General features: G+C 66.6%; 22 protein-coding genes, 1 tRNA gene, 1 pseudogene and 1 riboswitch. Of the genes and pseudogenes, 11 read left to right on the forward strand and 13 right to left on the reverse strand.

Features of this window, described 5'->3' with window-relative positions:
* The first annotated feature begins 52 nt into the window (after positions 1-52).
* Positions 53-721, forward strand: coding sequence for an alpha/beta hydrolase (locus LRS12_RS05190; protein WP_257843636.1), 669 nt, complete (start codon positions 53-55; stop codon positions 719-721).
* 185 nt (positions 722-906) lie between these two features.
* Here the strand turns inward: LRS12_RS05190 and LRS12_RS05195 are convergent, their stop codons facing one another.
* On the reverse strand, positions 907-1,368 hold the full coding sequence (locus tag LRS12_RS05195) for a L,D-transpeptidase family protein (protein WP_308222971.1): 462 nt from the start codon (positions 1,366-1,368) through the stop codon (positions 907-909).
* Between the two features lie 449 nt (positions 1,369-1,817).
* Between LRS12_RS05195 and LRS12_RS05200 the strand changes: the two genes are divergently transcribed.
* Complete coding sequence (locus LRS12_RS05200) at positions 1,818-3,620, forward strand: aminopeptidase P family protein (protein ID WP_257843638.1); 1,803 nt, start codon at positions 1,818-1,820, stop codon at positions 3,618-3,620.
* Here the strand turns inward: LRS12_RS05200 and LRS12_RS05205 are convergent.
* Positions 3,604-3,735, reverse strand: coding sequence for a hypothetical protein (locus tag LRS12_RS05205; protein ID WP_257843639.1), 132 nt, complete (start codon positions 3,733-3,735; stop codon positions 3,604-3,606). The genes LRS12_RS05200 and LRS12_RS05205 overlap by 17 nt on opposite strands.
* A 98-nt stretch (positions 3,736-3,833) precedes the next feature.
* Between LRS12_RS05205 and LRS12_RS05210 the strand changes: the two genes are divergently transcribed.
* The 4 genes from LRS12_RS05210 (at position 3,834) to LRS12_RS05225 (ending at position 5,133) form a co-directional block, all read left to right on the forward strand.
* A tRNA-Thr gene (locus LRS12_RS05210) sits at positions 3,834-3,908 on the forward strand.
* A gap of 106 nt (positions 3,909-4,014) precedes the next feature.
* Complete coding sequence (locus LRS12_RS05215; RefSeq protein WP_257843640.1) at positions 4,015-4,284, forward strand: hypothetical protein; 270 nt, start codon at positions 4,015-4,017, stop codon at positions 4,282-4,284.
* Between the two features lie 87 nt (positions 4,285-4,371).
* On the forward strand, positions 4,372-4,905 hold the full coding sequence (locus LRS12_RS05220; RefSeq protein ID WP_257843641.1) for a PepSY domain-containing protein: 534 nt from the start codon (positions 4,372-4,374) through the stop codon (positions 4,903-4,905).
* A 99-nt stretch (positions 4,906-5,004) separates the two neighbouring features.
* Positions 5,005-5,133, forward strand: coding sequence for a hypothetical protein (locus tag LRS12_RS05225; protein WP_257843642.1), 129 nt, complete (start codon positions 5,005-5,007; stop codon positions 5,131-5,133).
* A 151-nt stretch (positions 5,134-5,284) separates the two neighbouring features.
* Here the strand turns inward: LRS12_RS05225 and LRS12_RS05230 are convergent, their stop codons facing one another.
* The 5 genes from LRS12_RS05230 to LRS12_RS05250 all read right to left on the reverse strand — a co-directional run bounded on the left by LRS12_RS05230 (position 5,285) and on the right by LRS12_RS05250 (position 8,580).
* Positions 5,285-6,232 (reverse strand): tetratricopeptide repeat protein, encoded by a 948-nt coding sequence (locus tag LRS12_RS05230; RefSeq protein ID WP_257843643.1) that lies wholly within the window; start codon positions 6,230-6,232, stop codon positions 5,285-5,287.
* 95 nt (positions 6,233-6,327) lie between these two features.
* Positions 6,328-6,966: an SOS response-associated peptidase family protein gene (locus tag LRS12_RS05235; protein ID WP_257843644.1), complete on the reverse strand. Its 639-nt coding sequence runs from the start codon at positions 6,964-6,966 to the stop codon at positions 6,328-6,330.
* Between the two features lie 9 nt (positions 6,967-6,975).
* Positions 6,976-7,122, reverse strand: coding sequence for a hypothetical protein (locus LRS12_RS05240; protein ID WP_257843645.1), 147 nt, complete (start codon positions 7,120-7,122; stop codon positions 6,976-6,978).
* Entirely contained in the window at positions 7,073-8,146 is a 1,074-nt protein-coding gene (locus tag LRS12_RS05245) for a hypothetical protein (protein ID WP_257843646.1), read from the reverse strand. Before LRS12_RS05245 ends, LRS12_RS05240 begins: the two co-directional genes overlap by 50 nt.
* Before the next feature lie 95 nt (positions 8,147-8,241).
* Entirely contained in the window at positions 8,242-8,580 is a 339-nt protein-coding gene (locus LRS12_RS05250) for a helix-turn-helix domain-containing protein (RefSeq protein ID WP_257843647.1), read from the reverse strand.
* A 111-nt stretch (positions 8,581-8,691) separates the two neighbouring features.
* Here LRS12_RS05250 and LRS12_RS05255 point away from each other — a divergent pair, with 111 nt between their 5' ends.
* Complete coding sequence (locus tag LRS12_RS05255) at positions 8,692-9,438, forward strand: glucose 1-dehydrogenase (protein WP_257843648.1); 747 nt, start codon at positions 8,692-8,694, stop codon at positions 9,436-9,438.
* 290 nt (positions 9,439-9,728) lie between these two features.
* Here LRS12_RS05255 and LRS12_RS05260 read toward each other — a convergent pair whose 3' ends face one another.
* The gene (locus LRS12_RS05260) at positions 9,729-10,037 is read right to left on the reverse strand and encodes a LysR family transcriptional regulator (protein ID WP_257843649.1); all 309 of its coding nucleotides are present in this window, start codon (positions 10,035-10,037) and stop codon (positions 9,729-9,731) included.
* 171 nt (positions 10,038-10,208) lie between these two features.
* Here LRS12_RS05260 and LRS12_RS05265 point away from each other — a divergent pair, with 171 nt between their 5' ends.
* The 4 genes from LRS12_RS05265 to LRS12_RS05280 all read left to right on the forward strand — a co-directional run bounded on the left by LRS12_RS05265 (position 10,209) and on the right by LRS12_RS05280 (position 12,170).
* A complete protein-coding gene (locus LRS12_RS05265; protein ID WP_257843650.1) occupies positions 10,209-10,859 on the forward strand; it encodes a hypothetical protein in 651 nt (216 codons plus the stop codon).
* A gap of 24 nt (positions 10,860-10,883) precedes the next feature.
* On the forward strand, positions 10,884-10,997 hold the full coding sequence (locus tag LRS12_RS05270) for a type II toxin-antitoxin system YoeB family toxin (RefSeq protein WP_308222972.1): 114 nt from the start codon (positions 10,884-10,886) through the stop codon (positions 10,995-10,997).
* Between the two features lie 119 nt (positions 10,998-11,116).
* Complete coding sequence (locus tag LRS12_RS05275) at positions 11,117-11,449, forward strand: hypothetical protein (protein WP_257843651.1); 333 nt, start codon at positions 11,117-11,119, stop codon at positions 11,447-11,449.
* The gene (locus LRS12_RS05280; RefSeq protein ID WP_257843652.1) at positions 11,439-12,170 is read left to right on the forward strand and encodes a hypothetical protein; all 732 of its coding nucleotides are present in this window, start codon (positions 11,439-11,441) and stop codon (positions 12,168-12,170) included. The genes LRS12_RS05275 and LRS12_RS05280 overlap by 11 nt, the downstream gene beginning before the upstream one ends.
* 199 nt (positions 12,171-12,369) lie before the next feature.
* On the opposite strand, the gene thiC is transcribed toward LRS12_RS05280, so the two are convergent.
* The 5 genes and pseudogenes from thiC to LRS12_RS05305 all read right to left on the reverse strand — a co-directional run bounded on the left by thiC (position 12,370) and on the right by LRS12_RS05305 (position 16,508).
* Positions 12,370-14,244: a phosphomethylpyrimidine synthase ThiC gene (gene thiC, locus LRS12_RS05285; protein ID WP_257843653.1), complete on the reverse strand. Its 1,875-nt coding sequence runs from the start codon at positions 14,242-14,244 to the stop codon at positions 12,370-12,372.
* 35 nt (positions 14,245-14,279) lie between these two features.
* A riboswitch (TPP riboswitch) is annotated at positions 14,280-14,389 on the reverse strand.
* Positions 14,390-14,402: 13 nt separating this feature from the next.
* On the reverse strand, positions 14,403-14,630 hold the full coding sequence (locus LRS12_RS05290) for a MipA/OmpV family protein (protein ID WP_374581248.1): 228 nt from the start codon (positions 14,628-14,630) through the stop codon (positions 14,403-14,405).
* A 61-nt stretch (positions 14,631-14,691) separates the two neighbouring features.
* Positions 14,692-15,258, reverse strand: a pseudogene (locus LRS12_RS05295) (MipA/OmpV family protein); the annotation flags it as partial.
* Positions 15,259-15,373: 115 nt separating this feature from the next.
* Positions 15,374-15,787 carry a DUF2141 domain-containing protein gene (locus tag LRS12_RS05300; protein WP_257843654.1) on the reverse strand — a complete coding sequence of 138 codons (414 nt, stop codon included), beginning with the start codon at positions 15,785-15,787 and terminating at the stop codon, positions 15,374-15,376.
* Positions 15,717-16,508, reverse strand: a complete 792-nt coding sequence (locus tag LRS12_RS05305) for a sterol desaturase family protein (protein ID WP_257843655.1) — start codon at positions 16,506-16,508, stop codon at positions 15,717-15,719. Before LRS12_RS05305 ends, LRS12_RS05300 begins: the two co-directional genes overlap by 71 nt.
* Between the last annotated feature and the right edge of the window lie 9 nt (positions 16,509-16,517).

Here is a 16,517-nt window from a genome sequence, read left to right on the forward strand (position 1 = left end):
CAGTAGGAATAAATTCACCTGCAAGGGAGCCGCCTTTCGCAGGAGACTATGCATGTCCATTTTCTCACCGCACGACGCGCGCGAGCCCGTCGTTTTGACCGTCCCCGGCCTTGGCGGATCGGGGCCGTCGCACTGGCAGACCCTGTGGGAAGTGTCGCGCCCCGACACCCGCCGGGTCGAGCTGGGGATGTGGAACACGCCGCATCGCAATGCCTGGGTCACCAAGCTGGATCAGGCGATCCGCGCGGTGCAGGGGCCTGTGGTGCTCGCCGCGCACAGCCTGGGCTGCCTTGCCGTCGCCTGGTGGGCGGAGCTGGCCGGGCAGATCTATGGCACGCCGGTCGCGGGTGCGCTGCTGGTCGCGCCGGCCGATGTCGATAGCGGCAATCACGCGGCGCTGAGCGCCTTTGCGCCGTCGCCGTCCAAGCCGCTGCCCTTCCCGTCGATCCTGGTCGCGAGCAGCGACGATCCCTGGGCGCATATCGACCATTCGCGCAATCTGGCCGCCAATTGGGGCAGCGTGTTCGTCGATGCCGGGCCGCAGGGGCACCTCAACGCCGACAGTGACCTAGGCTGGTGGGCCGAGGGTCAGCGGATGCTCGATCGCGTGCTGGATGCCGCGAGCGACCGGCAGGGACGGCCGCGACCGGTGGAGCGGCATGCGCTGCTGGCGGTCAATGCCTCCGACGCGGCGCAGCGGCATTATCTGGGGCAGGAGTAAGACGGCCCAACAATCCCCCTCCCTGGGAGGGAGGGGCTAGGGGTGGGTTTAGCGCTGGGCGAGGCTCGATGCCTCGCCTAGCGCTTCCTTACAGGGGGTCGAGAGTCTTTTTGAGCGCGCAGACGCGCGCACCCACCCCCGACCCCTCCTTTTCCGGGAGGGGAGCAAGGTTGAGCGTCGAAGGCTCAGTCCGGGGTGACGACGCCGCCCAATCCCAGCCGCTTGCCGCGGGTGATGATGACCTTGTCGCCGAGCTTGGCCTGGGCGAACACCAGTTTCGCGAAGGGGGTGGGCACGCCGATGCAGCCATGGGTCGCGCGCCCCTCTTCCACCTCGGACCCGTGGATCGCGATCCCGTCCCAGGTCAGGCGCATCATGTACGGCATCGGCGCGCCGTAGAGGTTCGAGATGTGGTGCACCTTTTTCTGCTTGATCTCATGCACGCCGAGCGGGGTCGGCTTGCCATCCATGCCATAGAGGATCGCGGTCGCGCCGATCTCGTACCCGTCGCGGAACACCGACATGGTCTGCGCTTCGAGGTCGACGGTGATGACGAGCGGGCCGTTGGCGGGGACGCCGTCGGTGTCCCAGTAATAGGTGCCGAAGCTGATCGGGCCGGGGATATCGAGAATGCGCTTGACCGTCATCGCCTCCAGTGCCGGGGCGGCGGGCGGCAGTGCGGCTGTGGCAGGCGGCGCAGGGGCCGGTGCGGGAGCAGCAACCACCGGCTTTGGTGCGGGGGGCGACGGCCCTGACCGGCGGGGCGCTGCGGGCCGGTTCGGGCGGGGGGATCAGCGCAGCGGCAGCCATCGCGCCGACGCCAAGCGCCGCCACGATCCCCGTCCGCACCATCCATCCACCCGCGCGCATCATTCTCCTCCAGTCCATCAACGCCAGATCGTCCATCGGGGTGCGCCTGACCACCCCCCGATTTGCGCGCGTATCGCCGTGGGACAGGGCGCGGGGGTGTTAACCTCTGCGTCGTCACCCCTTTTCAACCCGCGTCGCTTGGGCCACCAGAGCGCCTTAACGGCGCGCGATCCGCTCCCCATATCGGGCGGAGTCGCAGCCCACACCGCATTCAAGGACCGATCCCATGTCGACCCATGCCGCCCGCCTTCAGGCCCTGCGTGACCAGCTCCAGCGCGACCAGCTCGACGGGTTCGTCGTGCCGCTGACCGACGAGCATATGAGCGAATATGTCGGTGCCTATGCGCAGCGGCTGGCGTGGCTGACCGGGTTTCAGGGGAGCGCGGGGAGCGCGGTGGTGCTGCCCGAGGCCGCGGCGATCTTCACCGATGGGCGCTACACGATTCAGGTGCGCCAGCAGGTCGATGGCACGCATTGGGACTATGTCCCGGTGCCGCAGGTGAGCATCGCCGACTGGCTGCGCGATCATGCGCCGCAGGGCGGGCGGATCGGGTACGACCCGTGGCTGCACACGCGCGGCTGGGTCGAGGAGGCGCGCAAGGCGCTGGCCGAGCGCGGTGCCGAGCTGGTCGCGGTCAGTCGCAACCCCATCGACGCGGTGTGGGACGACCAGCCCGCGCCGTCCGACGCGAAACTTGCGGTGCAGAGTGACGATGCGGCGGGGCGAACCAGCGCGTCCAAGCGCGCCGAGATCGCCGACTGGCTGGCCGAGCGCAAGGCGGATGCGGTGGTGCTCTCCGCACTCGATTCGATCGCATGGGTCTTCAACGTCCGCGGGGCCGATGTCAGCCACACGCCGGTCGCGCTCGCCTATGCCATCGTCAATGCCGACGGCACCGCCGATCTGTTCGTGGCGAAGGACAAGGTGGGTGACGACGTCGCCCAGCATCTGGGCAATGCCGTGCGCCTGCATGACCGCGGCGCCTTTGCCCCGGCGCTCAAGCAGTTTGCGGGCAAGCGCGTCGCCGCCGATCCGATGGGGTCGGTCGCGGCGATCTTTGACGCGCTCGATGCGGGCGGCGCGACGATCCTGGCGACGCGCGATCCGGTGGTGCTGGCCAAGGCGATCAAGAACGACGCCGAGATTTCGGGCCACAAGGCGGCGCAGGCCCGTGACGGCGCGGCGCTGGCCCGGTTCCTCAAATGGGCCGAGGCGGAGATGCCCAAGGGCGGGGTAACCGAGATGTCGGCCGCCGAGCGGCTGCAGGCGTTTCGCGAGGAAACCGGCGTGCTGCGCGACCTGAGCTTCGACACGATTTCGGGCACCGGGCCCAATGGCGCGATCCCGCATTACAAGGTCACCGAAGAGTCGAGCCTGCCCATCGAGCAGGGCCATCTCTATCTGGTCGATTCGGGCGGGCAATATGAGGATGGCACCACCGACGTGACCCGCGTGATCCCGGTCGGCGAGCCGACGCAGGAGATGCGCGATCGCTTCACCCGCGTGCTCAAGGGCCATATCGCGATTGCAACCGCCGTGTTCCCCGAGGGCACCACCGGCGGCCAGATCGACGCGTTCGCCCGCCGCCCGCTGTGGGAAGTCGGCTGCGACTATGGGCATGGCACCGGTCATGGGGTCGGGGCGTATCTGTCGGTGCATGAGGGGCCGCAGCGCATCGCCGCGCCCAACTATCCCGGCGGCGGCCCGGCCGAACCCTTACGCGCCGGCATGTTCCTGTCGAACGAGCCGGGATACTACAAGGCGGGCGAATTCGGCATCCGCATCGAGAATCTGGTGCTGGTGGTCGAGAAGGACATTCCGGGCGCCGAATCGGTGATGCTCGGGTTCGAGACGCTGACCTTTGCGCCGATCGAGCGGACGCTGATCGAACCGGGATTGCTGACCGAAGAAGAGCGCCGCTGGCTCGACGCCTATCATGCGCGCGTGCTCGAGATCCTCGGCCCGCAGCTGTCGCCCGACGAGCGGGCGTGGCTGGAGGGCAAGTGCCGGCCTATCGCGGCGCGGTAGAATCGGCCGGCGGCGGGCCGGGCAGGTCCGCGGCTTCCCGCGCCTGTGCCTTCCGCTTGCGCAGATTTTCGCGCAGCGCGGCAGCGAGGCGGGCCTTTTTGTCGGCATCGGTCATTCCGCCGCGATAAACCGGGGTGCTGCGCCTTGACAACCGGGCGTTGCCGCGCGAAAGGGCCGCTCCCGCGTGGAACGGACCTTCCGCCCGCGCCGAGTGCTGCCGTAGCTCAGTGGTAGAGCGCATCCTTGGTAAGGCTGAGGTCGTGAGTTCAATCCTCACCGGCAGCACCATTTTTTCCTAACCCTGCCCGCAGCGTGCGGGGTCGCGCGTGCGGTTCGCGTGGAACCGCTTTGCCCTCCACTCATTGATGCGCGGCATCAACAGGAGGAAAATCCAATGAAAATCATTTTCAAGGCCGCGCTGGCCGGAGCCGGGCTGTTCGCGCTGGCAGCGTGTGGCGGCGATGCCGATGACCGCGCGGCGGACAATGTCGAGGCGGCGGCAGAGGCGCAGGCCGACAATCTGGAGGAACAGGCCGACATGGCCCCCAACGAGACGATGGAAGAGGCGTTGGAGCAGCAGGCCGACAATGTTCGCGACGCGGGCGAGGCCAAGGCCGACGCCATCGACGACGCGGACGACGCCCGGATCGAAAACCGGCGCTGATCGACTGGACAGGGCGCGCGCCGGCGGGTTGCGTCGGCGCGCGTCCGGGCGCACCATGACACCGGTATCCAGAACCGGAGTTTCGTCATGCGCTTTCTCGCCCTTCCCCTTTTCGCGCTCGCCGCCTGCTCCCCGGCTGGCGACGAGGCCGCTCCGGCCAATGGCACGCTGCCCGAAGGTCCGGAGGCGGTGATCAGCAATGTCGCGGCGGTCGATCTGCCCGCCGGAGTCGCCGAACTGGCCGAGGCGACGGTGCCGGGGATGCGGATCGCGGAGGCGGAGCGGAAGGACCGCGAGGGGCGTACCTATTATGATGTCGAGGGGACGCGACCCGACGGGAGCGACGTCGAGATCGACATGCTGGTCCAGCCCGACGGGTCGCTGAAGGCGGTCGAGGTGCAGCGCGACATCGCCTGGGCTGACGCCCCGGCACCGGTGCGCGCCGCCGCCGCCGCGACCGCCGACGCCTTTACCCCCGAGCGGGTGATCGAGAGCCGCCAGGTCGAGGACGGGCGGACGATCTATGAGCTGTTCGCGCCGGGCAAGCCGAAGGAACCGGCGATGGAGATCGCGTGGAAGGACGGCAAGGCGGCGCTGTTGACCGAACGCGCGATCCACTGACCCAGCGCGCCGAGCGGACCGGAACGCGAATTCGCAAGCCAGCGCCCCGCCAAGCGCGTAGGCTGTGCGCCGGGCGCAACGCCCGCGAAGGAACAGGTCATGGCCAAGAGCCAGAAGAAATCGAACCGCGAACTCCGAAAACCCAAAAAGGAAGCCCCGCCCAAGGCGAATGCTTCCAACCCATCGACCAAGGACAAGCCGGTCGCGATGGTGACGATCAAGGGATGAGGGCAACGCCCCCCTCCCCCGCCGCTATGGCTGTCGCGACGGGGGAGAGGCTGTCCGGCGAAGCTGTGGAAAAAGCGGGTGTGTGTGGCCAGGATCAGCGTCCGCATCGCCGCAGATCCGATGCGGTCAGCCCAAGTGGGCGACATGCGGATCATCCGGGCTCCTTGATCCGCAGCCGCGCCATTTCTGCGCGCGCGGCGGCGACCGAGGGGAAGCCGGCGATCTTGAACCATCTCAGCGCCTCGGCCCGATTCACCGGGGTGCCTAGCCCCTTTTCATAGTAAAAGCCGATCTGCATCGCGCCGACCGGGTTGCCGCGCCTGGCGGTTTCGAGAAACCAGCGCAGCGCCTGGCCATAGTCGCGGGGGAGGTTGCCGCGCCCTTCGGAGAAGAGCAGCGCGAGCGCGTAGTTCGCGCCGTTGCCGCAGGCAACGGGGTTCTCCGCCGCCATCCGGTACCAGCGCACCGCCTCTGCCACATCGACCGCTCCGGTCTTCGGATCGGAGAGCAGATAACCGATCTTGGTCATCGAATCGCAATGCCCCGCGGTCGCCGCGCGCACATACCAGCGCAGCGCCTCCGCCCGGTCGGCACGAACGCCGCGACCCAGATCATAGGCCTGGCCGACGCCCGCCGCCGCTTCGGGGTCACCCGCTTCCGCCGCCGCGAGATAGGCCGCGAATTTGCGGTCGTCGGTCCATTGTTCGGCGAGCCATCGCTGAAACGCCAGCTGGTACATCGCATAGGGATCGCCCTGCTCCGCAAGCGCGGGGGCGATCTGAAGGATGCGTTTGCTCAGCCGCTCATATTCGGGCCAGCTCTGCTTGACGCCGAGACCGTTCTGATACTTCAGCGACAATGCGTAGATCGCACGCAGATCCCCCGTCGCGGCGCGCTGCTGAAGCACCGGGATGGGGAGGAAATGGATTGCGTACATCGCTTCCATCCGCGCGACGATTGCGGCGTGATCGGGATGGACGAGGGCGGCGTCGGTGGTCCGGGTGACCGGCAATGCGGCGGCGGCATGGGCCGTGGCGGTGAGCGGGGCGAAGGCTAGCGCGGTGGCGGCCAACGCTGGGGTCAACCGATATCGGGCCATCGCTCTCTCTCCAATCCATCTGCGTCTCGGCGCGGACCATCATTGCTAATCCGAAACAAATTTCACGCAACGGTCAGTTTCTGTCTTCCTTTCGGTCAGCGCTCCCGCGTCGCGGTGAGGCTGCCGCCGGGCAAGGGGCGGCACAGCTCTGAACTGGGCGTCGCCGGGTCGAGCCAGCGCGCCCAGTCGGCGGGGGGCAGCACCACCGGCTGGCGGTCGTGGATCGGCGCGACATCGGGGCCGGGCGGACAGGTGAGCATCGCCCATGCCTCCCCCACCACCGGGTCGGCGCGCCACACCCCGGCGATCGCGAACCCCTCTGCCCCCGACAGGGTGAAGGCCCATTTGGCCTTGAGCGGTTTGCCCCGCCGCACCGGCACCGAGGCGCCGAACAGGTCGGTGGGGGGCGCGTCGTCCGGAGCATCGCCATATTCGTAAAAGCCGTCGACCGGGATCAGGCAGCGGCTGGCATGCGCGATCGCGCGGCCATCGGAGCGGACATTATACACCGGCTTGCCATTGGCGGCGGGCCAGCTCCAGCGGCGCGTCACCATTTCCGCCACCCCCGCTTCGGCGGTGGCGGGACGTATGATCTCGACCCGGTCGGTGATGCGAAAGCCGTCGAGCGGGGCGAAATTGGGTCGCCCCTCCGGAAAGCGCAGCGGCACATACTGGGTCGGCCAGTCGGCGAGCAGCTTGGCGAGCTCGCGCTTGCGATAGGCTTCATTGCACATCCGGCGACCCTAGCGCCGCATGCCGCCATAGGCATTCATCCGCGATTCCATCGGGGTGGGCAGCTCGAGCTGGTCGGGGTCGCCCTTGAGCAGATAGACGACGCCCTCATCCCAGCTGGGGGTGCCATAGAGTTCGTGCGCGCGGCGGCCGGGCATCGGGGGGCAGGAAGTAGCTGCCCCCGGTCGCCATTGCGCGTCGCGACCCGAACGGTGCGCCGAGCTTGAACCCGCGGAGGATCACCAGCCCCGGTGCATAGCCCTGAGCCATTGCACGCGGTCCGGCGGTGACGATGATGCCCGACATGGTCCCGTCGGCCTCCAGCCGCAGCTCGATCTCGTTGCCCTGCTGCACATTGCGCCAGCGACCGAGCAGCAGCCCCCAGCCGGCCAGGGCGGGGGCCGGCGCAGCGGTGACCGGGGCTGCGACTGTGGCGCGCGGCGGCGGCGCGGGGCCGAGCAGCTTTGCACAGGCCGCGCGGTAGCGGAGGAAATCGAGCTCGGCGGCGTCGAAATCGCGTTGTTCGGCGCGGAACACGCGCTCCGCCGTCTCGGGATCGACCTGGGCAAAGGCACCCTTCATCCGCGCGCGATCGGCGCTTTGCCCCAGCATCGTAACGATCGCGCGCCATACCGACATATAGGCCTGCGCCACTGGCACCTCGCAGCGGCGGGTATCGGCGAAGATCGTCGCAAGCTTTGGCGCATAGCCATGCTCGCCCACTTCATAGGTGCCGTGGCGGATCGCATCGGCGATCTGGGGTGGCACCTCCGCTGTGATCGGCGACAGGCGTGGGAGGCGGGCGGCGGCATCGGCGAGCCGGGCATCGTCGGTGGCGGGGGTGCAGGTTCGCGCTGCCTCCGCGTCGAAGCTGGTGCGGGCGCGGTCGAACGCGGTGCGCCATTCCGCGGCGGTGAGCCGTTCGGGACGCTCGCGCCGCGCCGGGCGCAGGTCGCGCTGGCCCCGGGCGATCGCGGCGGTGCGCGCCTGGCACGCCCCTTCGAAGCGCAGCCGCATCGCCTCCCCCAGCGACGCGCCGACCACCGGATCGCGTTCGGCGGCGGCGACCTCTGCCTCCTGCGCCGGGGTGAGGTCGGGGGCGGCCCCCAGCATCAGCGGCGCGATGAGGACAAGCGCCAGCAACGGAACCCGGTGACGCGGCAACGACGGCGTTTTGCGCATCCTGCTTCCCCTGTTCAGGACCAGCCGCGCCGATCATGCGCCTGTCGCGCGAGTCGCGCAATCGGGGGGAAGGCAAGCGTGACCGGGCGACCGCCTCAGCGCGCCGTCTCGCCAGCCTCCGCATAGGCGCCCATGATCGCCTTGAGCAGCCCCGGGAAGCGGCCGTCGATCTCCTGACAACGGGCATAGTTGCGCATCTCCACGCCGTGCCGCTCCGACCGGATCAGCCCGGCTTCGCGCAGGATGCGGAAATGCTGGGACAGCGAGGATTTGGGGATCACCCGCTCCCCGGTGTCGGCAAGCGTCGCGCAACCCCGAACACAGCCCAGCCCGGCGATCTCGGCATAGATGCGCGCGCGCTCCGGATCGGACAGCGCGTGCAGGATCGCCTGTGGGGTCACGCTGTCGACGGACGGATGGACAAGAGGGCGCATGATAAAATTCAGATAGGCCCCCTTGCCGCATGGTTCAACAGTTCCATATTCCTGAACTATCGCACTAACGCGGCCATTCCGGCGGCGGGCGAGAAGTAAGGGATTGAAATCATGAGTCGCTTGCAGGGCAAGGTCGCGGTCGTCACCGGCGCGTCCAAGGGGATTGGCGCGGCGATCGCACGGTCGCTGGCCGCCGAGGGCGCGGCGGTCGTCGTCAACTATTCGAGCAGCCGCGCGGGCGCGGACGCCACTGTCGCGGCGATCGAGAGCGCCGGCGGCAAGGCACTGGCGGTCCAGGGCGATGTCGCCGACGCCGCACAGGCCGCGGCGCTGATCGACGCGGCGACGCGCGAATTCGGGCGGCTGGACATCGTGGTCAACAATAGCGGCGTCTATGCCTTTGCCCCGATCGACGACTTCGACCCGGTCGAATATCACCGCATGTTCGGGATCAACGTGCTGGGCCTGCTCAACGTGACCAAGGCGGCGGTGCCGCATCTGGGCGCGGGGGCGAGCGTCATCAACATCTCGTCCAACATCACCCGCATGAAGATGCCCGGCGCATCGCTCTATACCGCGACCAAGGCGGCGGTGGACGCGATCACCCGCGTCCTGTCGAGCGAGCTGGGCCCCCGCCAGATCCGGGTCAACGCGATCTCGCCCGGCATGACGATGACCGAGGGCACCGACGCGGCGGGCATCGTCGAGGGATCGGACTTCGCCAACCAGATCGTCGCGCAGACGCCGCTGGGCCGGGTCGGTCATGTCGACGACATCGCGGTGGCGGCGGTGTTCCTGGCGTCGGACGAGGCGCGCTGGATCACCGGCGAGGTGATCGGGGTCAGCGGCGGGGCGTGACCCGCAACGCCGTCGCGCGCGCCGCAGATCGCGGCAGCGCGGCGGCGCTTCGCTTCCGGGGACAGGGATTTGCGCCTGACACCGCCCGGCGAAGCTGACGAAAACATGCGGGTTGCGGGCCGACAGGACGGGATGGCACCCACGAAGCGCCCGCGACGCGACAGGTGCGCGACACGGGCGCGACGGGTGCGCGACGATTGCGCGACGCATGCCCGACTGTGTCGCGACGCGATCTGAACATCGGGCGACGGGCACGCGACGCTTTGGCGACAGGACGCGACGGCGCGGCATCAGCGAAGCGACGACGGCGCGACGGGTGCGGGTCTGGGCGCACGCGGCGCAACGGGATCACGCGGGGCGAGTGGATCAGGGCCGAAGGGATCGGCGAGCCGCGCGGCGTGGAGCCTGAGCGCGCGGGCCCATGCATGGTCGAAGGGCGTGCCGGTGAGGCGGTTGCGCAGCGCATGCGCGCTGGACCGCGACATGCCCGCGGCACGGGCGGCGCGGGCGATGCTGCCGGTTTCGACAAGGGCGGCGAGGAAGATGCGCTGTTTGGCCGGGGTCCAGTGCGCACGGGCGAGTGGGGGTTGCTGAGTCATCCGGCAGGATGAAGCGGATTGCGGGCGTGTAGGACAGCGGGTGGCGGGGCGTGTTGGATGGATTTTGGGTGGGGTGTGGCGTGGGGGCATCCGTCAGGCGCGCATGCTACAGACCCGATTTCCGGTTGGTTTGGGACGTGATAGCGTCGCGTTTCGATCCGAGGAGTAGCTATGTCCCAGTCGTGGTTGTCGAGAATCTTTGGGGGCACGAAACCCGCCCCGTCGATCCCCGCCCCCGTCACTTTCAGCGCGGACGCGACAGCGGATATTCAAGACTATGTCGAACGACTGGTCGCTGCGGGTTTTATGCCGCGAGACGAGATCATCGACACCGCGCTTGCCTATGTCGAGGCGGATGGCGATGCGCAGCGCGCCGAGGCCGAACGCGCGACCGACGCCGCGCTGAAAGCGCATGCATCGGCACAGGCGCAATGGCCGGAGACCACCGATTGCGACCGGCTCGATGCCGCCTTTGCCGCTCTCGATGCGGACGGGATTATCTCACGACAGGATTTCACGTGCTGCGGCAGCTGCGGCGCGGCGGAAATCTGGGATCATGTTCAGGCGGCGGAAGGCGCTGGTTTGTCGGCAAGGGGATATGCCTTCTTTCACCAGCAGGACACCGAGTCTGCGGTGGAGGGCGATGGCCTGTACCTGAACTATGGGTCGATCGAAGAAGGCGCACCGGCGGCAGTCGCGATCGGGCATGAAATCGTCGCCAAGCTGAACGCCCATGGCCTGCAAACCGACTGGAGCGGGAGCATCAGCGAGCGGATTGGCGTGTCGCTGGACTGGAAGAAGCGGCGGACGGCGGCCGGATAACGGCGCGTCGGGGACGGGCGGCAATTGTCAGGCTGGTGGTCGCGGCGGATCAATCAGGCGCATCGGCTGGTGTACCGCGTGGCCGGGAACGGGAAGGATCAGACGCTGCAGGTGGCGCAGTGTCGGTATCATTATTGAGACAGGTATTGTGTCGCCGGAATTTGTGTTTCCGGAATTCACCCCGAATTCGAGTCGGCTCTGGTGCTGTTAGTGCCCATGCCCTACCGTCTGCGAGTTAGTCGTGCGGAAGAAGCCCCATGTTCTCACCTAAAACTGTTTTCGTTGTTGGCGCTGGCGCAAGCTGTGAAATCGGCCTCCCGATAGGAAACGCACTTCGCGACCGCATCATCGAAATGACTTACTTTGATCGCAACTCGGGGTTCTCAAATCGCAACTTTGAACTTGCGGTTCACCGAAAGTGTGAGAACAATCAGTCCCTGTGGCAGCATGTGCACATCGCCCTACAGCAGCTTCGTCTGGGCCTCGTCAACGTCGCCTCAATAGACACCTATCTTGATATTCATCGCGGTAATGAAGCGATGATTGCGGTAGGAAAAAATGGCGATAGTAATCGCAATCTTGGAAGCTGAACGTAACTCGGCATTTTTCTCAAAATTTAAGCTTCCAACACAAACGCGCGACGATATCGTATTCAGCTTTGGCGGAAATGAGAAATATGATGCGTCGTGGTACGTCCACTTCGGTCGCTTACTGACTCAGAATGTCACGCTGGAGAACGTCGATTCGATATTCGACAACGTAAGCTTTATCACTTTCAACTATGACCGCTGTATCGAGACTTTTGCTTTCGAATGGCTGAAGCAGACTTTTGGTTTGCCAGAAAACAGAGCGGCCGAAATAGCATCGAAGCTGGAGGTTCTGCACGTCTACGGTTCCGTTGGATCGCCGCCTTGGAAGGGAGGAGATGTGCCGTTTGGCCTAGATTATGGTGCCGATTTTCCTGCGCTTGCCGAAGGAATAAAGACCTTCACCGAGTCAGCCGACAGCGCCACCGTTGAGACGATCCGCAACCGTATTGTAGCGGCAGAAACACTGGTGTTCCTCGGGTTCGGCTGGCTCCCCCAGAATCTCGATATCCTTGATACCGGACAGGTTTCAAATGCGAAACGTGTCTTCTTTACGTCTCGCGGCGTGAGCCAAACAGACAGAGAAACGGTTCGCGCGGATCTGGCTCATCTGTTGCAAAAGCGCGTGCTCCACGAGCAAGGCGCGCCGTGTCGCGCGTTCGAGGAACGAGATACCTGCGCCGACCTGTTCCAGAATAACTGGCGTCAACTGACCCGCGCGTGACTCGCTCTACATCACGCGCCGACCCAGAGGCACCAATTCCGGGGACATAACACTTAGTTGGCTCGACCGTTAAGCGCGGAGATGGATTGACCCCGGCACGGCAGCCGGGGTGACGATGGGAGTCGAGGTGGGGCGTGGGGCACGCCTTTGGCGGCCCCGGCCTGCGCCGGGGCGATGGGGTATCGGCGGCGCCATCCCTTCAGTCGTGCTCCCGCCCGCCCGAACCCAGATACAGCTCCCGCCCCATCTCGTCATACACCCGGCTCATCTGCGCCATGCCCTCCTCGGCTTCAGCCACATCCACCGATTGCGCTGCGATGAAGCCATCCGCATCCTGATTCTGCTTCGCCGCGAAGTCGCGCACTTCCTGCGTGATCTTCATCGAGCAGAATTTGGGGCCGCACATCGAGCAGAAATGGGCGGTCTTGGCGCCTTCCGCCGGTAGCGTCTGGTCGTGATATTGTTCGGCCGTGTCGGGGTCGAGCGACAGGTTGAACTGGTCGCGCCAGCGGAATTCGAAGCGGGCGCGGCTCAGCGCGTCGTCGCGGACCTTGGCCGCCGGGTGGCCCTTGGCGAGGTCGGCGGCGTGGGCTGCCAGCTTGTAGGTCACCACGCCGACCTTGACGTCGTCGCGGTCGGGGAGGCCGAGATGCTCCTTGGGCGTGACGTAGCAGAGCATCGCGGTGCCGTACCAGCCGATCATCGCGGCGCCGATGCCGCTGGTGATATGGTCGTAGCCGGGGGCGATGTCGGTGGTGAGCGGGCCGAGCGTGTAGAAGGGGGCTTCGCCGCAGGCCTGCAGCTGCTTGTCCATATTCTCCTTGATCTTGTGCATCGGCACATGGCCGGGGCCTTCGATCATCACCTGAACATCCTGTTCCCAGGCGCGCTTGGTCAGTTCGCCCAGCGTGTAGAGTTCGGCGAACTGTGCCTCGTCATTGGCGTCGGCGATCGATCCGGGGCGAAGGCCGTCGCCGAGCGAATAGGCGATGTCATACGCCTTCATGATCTCCGTAATCTCGTCGAACTTCTCGTAGAGGAAGCTCTCACGATGGTGCGCCAGGCACCATTTGGCCATGATGCTGCCGCCGCGCGAGACGATGCCGGTGACGCGCTTGGCGGTCATCGGGATATAGGGCAGGCGGACGCCGGCGTGGATGGTGAAATAGTCGACGCCCTGCTCGGCCTGTTCGATCAGCGTGTCGCGGAAGATTTCCCAGGTCAGGTCTTCGGCGATGCCGCCGACCTTTTCGAGCGCCTGATAGATCGGGACGGTGCCGACGGGGACGGGCGAGTTGCGCAGGATCCATTCGCGGGTGTCGTGGATGTTGCGGCCGGTCGACAGGTCCATGATCGTGTCGGCGCCCCAGCGGATCGCCCACACCATCTTGTCGACCTCTTGCGCCACGTCCGACGCGACGGCGGAGTTGCCGATATTGGCGTTGATCTTGACCAGGAAGTTGCGGCCGATCGCCATCGGCTCGGACTCGGGGTGGTTGATGTTGTTGGGGATGATCGCGCGGCCGCGGGCGACCTCGTCCCGGACGAATTCGGGGGTGACATAGTCGGGGATCGACGCGCCCCAGCTTTCGCCGTCGCGGACATATTCGGCGAGCATCTGGCGGCCGAGATTTTCGCGGGTGGCGACATATTCCATTTCGGGCGTGACGATGCCGGCCCTCGCATAGTGCATCTGGCTGACATTCATGCCGGGCTTGGCGCGCAGCACCTTCTTGCGCACGTTCGGGAAGGGCTGGACGCCGCCGCTGCGGTCGGGGCCGAGCTGGCCGTTGTCCTCCGGGCGCACCTCGCGCTGGGTCACCTCTTCCACGTCGCCGCGATCGCGGATCCAGTCGCGGCGCAGTTCCTGGAGGCCCGCCATGATGTCGATGCGGGCTTGCGGGTCGGTATAGGGGCCGCTGGTGTCATAGACGCGGACCGGGGGCTCGCCGCTCGACGGTTCGAGATGGATTTCGCGCATCGCGACCTTGCGCGGGCCGACATGGATCTTGGTCGATCCGCGGATCGCTCCGGTGGTGACGGCAAGTTCGGTCTTTGCGGGGATGTCGGCCATGATGCGCTCCAAAATCGCGGAGAGCGCACGGTTTTCGGGTGAAAGCCGCCCACTCCCTACGCCGGTGTCAACCGGATCAGGTTCAGCGGGTCGGTGGCTGCTGCCACCCTCTCAAGCGCGCGTCAGCGCTCCCCCGGGGATGCGGTCTTGTAGCCGGGTCAGAAGGTCAGCGCCAGCCCCGCGCCGCCGGTCCATTGATGGCGCGAGCCGGCGATGGCGACGAGGGGGCTGTCCGCGAAGTCGCCGATCAGCTTCTTGTAGGTGCCGCCCGCGACCAGCGCGAGACCCTTGGTCAGGTTGCCGGTGAGCGAATGGGTGAACATGCCGCCAAAGGTGATGTCCTTCTGTCCGCCTTCCGGCGTGAAGGCGGGCAGGCCGCTGAGCACGCTGCCCGTGGGGGGTGACGCCGAAATAGGTGCGGGCGTAGCGGTCTTCGACGATCTCCGCCGTGGCGAAGAGCGATACCAGCGCCTTGGTGCTGAGCGGGGTGGTGTAGGTGACCGAGGGGGTGAAGATGCCGCTGCGGTGGATTTTGGTCACGTCGTGGCGGTAGCTGAGGCTGGCCGAGAGCGTGTCATAGTCGTGGAGGATCCCGGTCTTGGCGATGCCGGCATATCCGCCGACCTCGACTGCGGTGTCGACCTCTCCCAGCGCGCGCACGCGCGGGTCGGCGATCGCGTCGCGGTTGGTGCGGTTGAGATTGATGACCGCGACGGGGCCGAGCTGGAGGTTCCAGTCCTTGTCCGCAACATCTGGAATGACGTCGAGGCTGGCGCGGTTGCCGAGCACGGTGAAGCTCATCCCCGCGACGGTGCCGTTGGCGGCAGGCAGGGGCGTCCAGCGACTGTCGTCCGACCCCTCATAGTCGGGGATCCACGCCGCGCCGCCACCGATGCTGAGCCGCGCGCGCGCCTCATTCGCGACCTCGGCCTGTTCGGCGGGGGGCGCCCCGTCCTGCGCGACGGCGGGAGTGGCGAAGGCTGAAGCGAGGAGCGCGGGGACGAGGAGACGCATACGGGTTGTATCCTGAAACGGTTTCAGGTGCGCAACGCCGCAGCGCACAAATGGATGCGTGCGCCCATTCCGGTTTCAGTCTGGTTAATGGAAAGGGGGCAGGTCGGCGTCCGCCCTAAAGCATATACTTCATCTTCACCTGCTGCTTCGCGCCGTCGAGCGGGAAGCTGGCTGCCTTGAACTTGGGCGGGCCGAAGGTGATGACGGGGTTGCGGCTGAAGCCGAAGCCTTCGCGCGGGATGCCCATCATCGTGTCGAGTTTCTTGTTCGAGTTCGCGTCGTGGATCACCGCGACGGCATAGGTGGCGGTGGCCAGTCCTTCGAAGCGGGTCGCCGGGTGCGCGGCGGAAATGGTGCGCGAGACGGCGCGGGGGTCGTCCTTGCAATCGGGGAAGCTGTCCGGGCGCGCGGTCAGGCAGATCTGCAGCACCCCCTTCGCATCGCGCAGCCCGGTGAACTCAACGTCGATGCTGCTGACCGGCGAGGCCGCCGGGAGGAGCAGAAGGGCTGCGGGCAGCAGCGCGCGCATGTGCTTTTTCGAAATCGCCAATCCCCCGGTCGGTGCCGCACAGCCGGTCCCAGAAACGGAAATAGAGACCATAGTTGCACCCATATTGCTCATGGTGCCGCTGATGATGGCTCGCGGTGATCAGCCACGCCCCAAGTGGCCCCCGCCACATCACCCGCGGGAACACCTCCCACCCCATGTGATTGGTCACACCCATAACCGTCATGATTCCAAGCACAAAGCCCAATGCGCCGACATGAACCGGAATCACGAAGACCAGTGACGGAATTACCACGGCCCCGGTCAGCGCCTCTACGGGGTGAAAACTCATTGCCGCCCAGGCGGTTGGCGGACGGCTGTCGTGATGGACGGCGTGCGCGATGCGGAACAGTCGGGGGCGGTGCATCCAGCGATGCGTCCAGTAGAACCAGGTGTCGTGGGCGAAGAGGTAGAGGAAGACCGAGAGCGGAAGGTACCAGAGCGGATAGTCGGCGACATCGGTGTAGATCCGTGTCCAGCCGTGATTCTGCCAGCCCCACGCAACGATGCCGGCCGGGATGCCGTAGATGGCGGCGCTGGCGAGGCTCCAGATCACTTCGCGCCGCATCTGGCCGTCGAGCCCGGCGTACAGGCCGGGATGTCGCACCCGCGTCGCCCAGGCGAAGGCGCCCGAGACGATCAGGTAGCGGACCCCGACGATCAGGGTCATCGCGAGCGCCGACAAGAGGATGGCGAGGAACATGGTGCGGCT

Origin of the sequence: Sphingomonas sp. J344, assembly GCF_024700005.1 — a bacterium.
Classification (GTDB): domain Bacteria; phylum Pseudomonadota; class Alphaproteobacteria; order Sphingomonadales; family Sphingomonadaceae; genus Sphingomonas.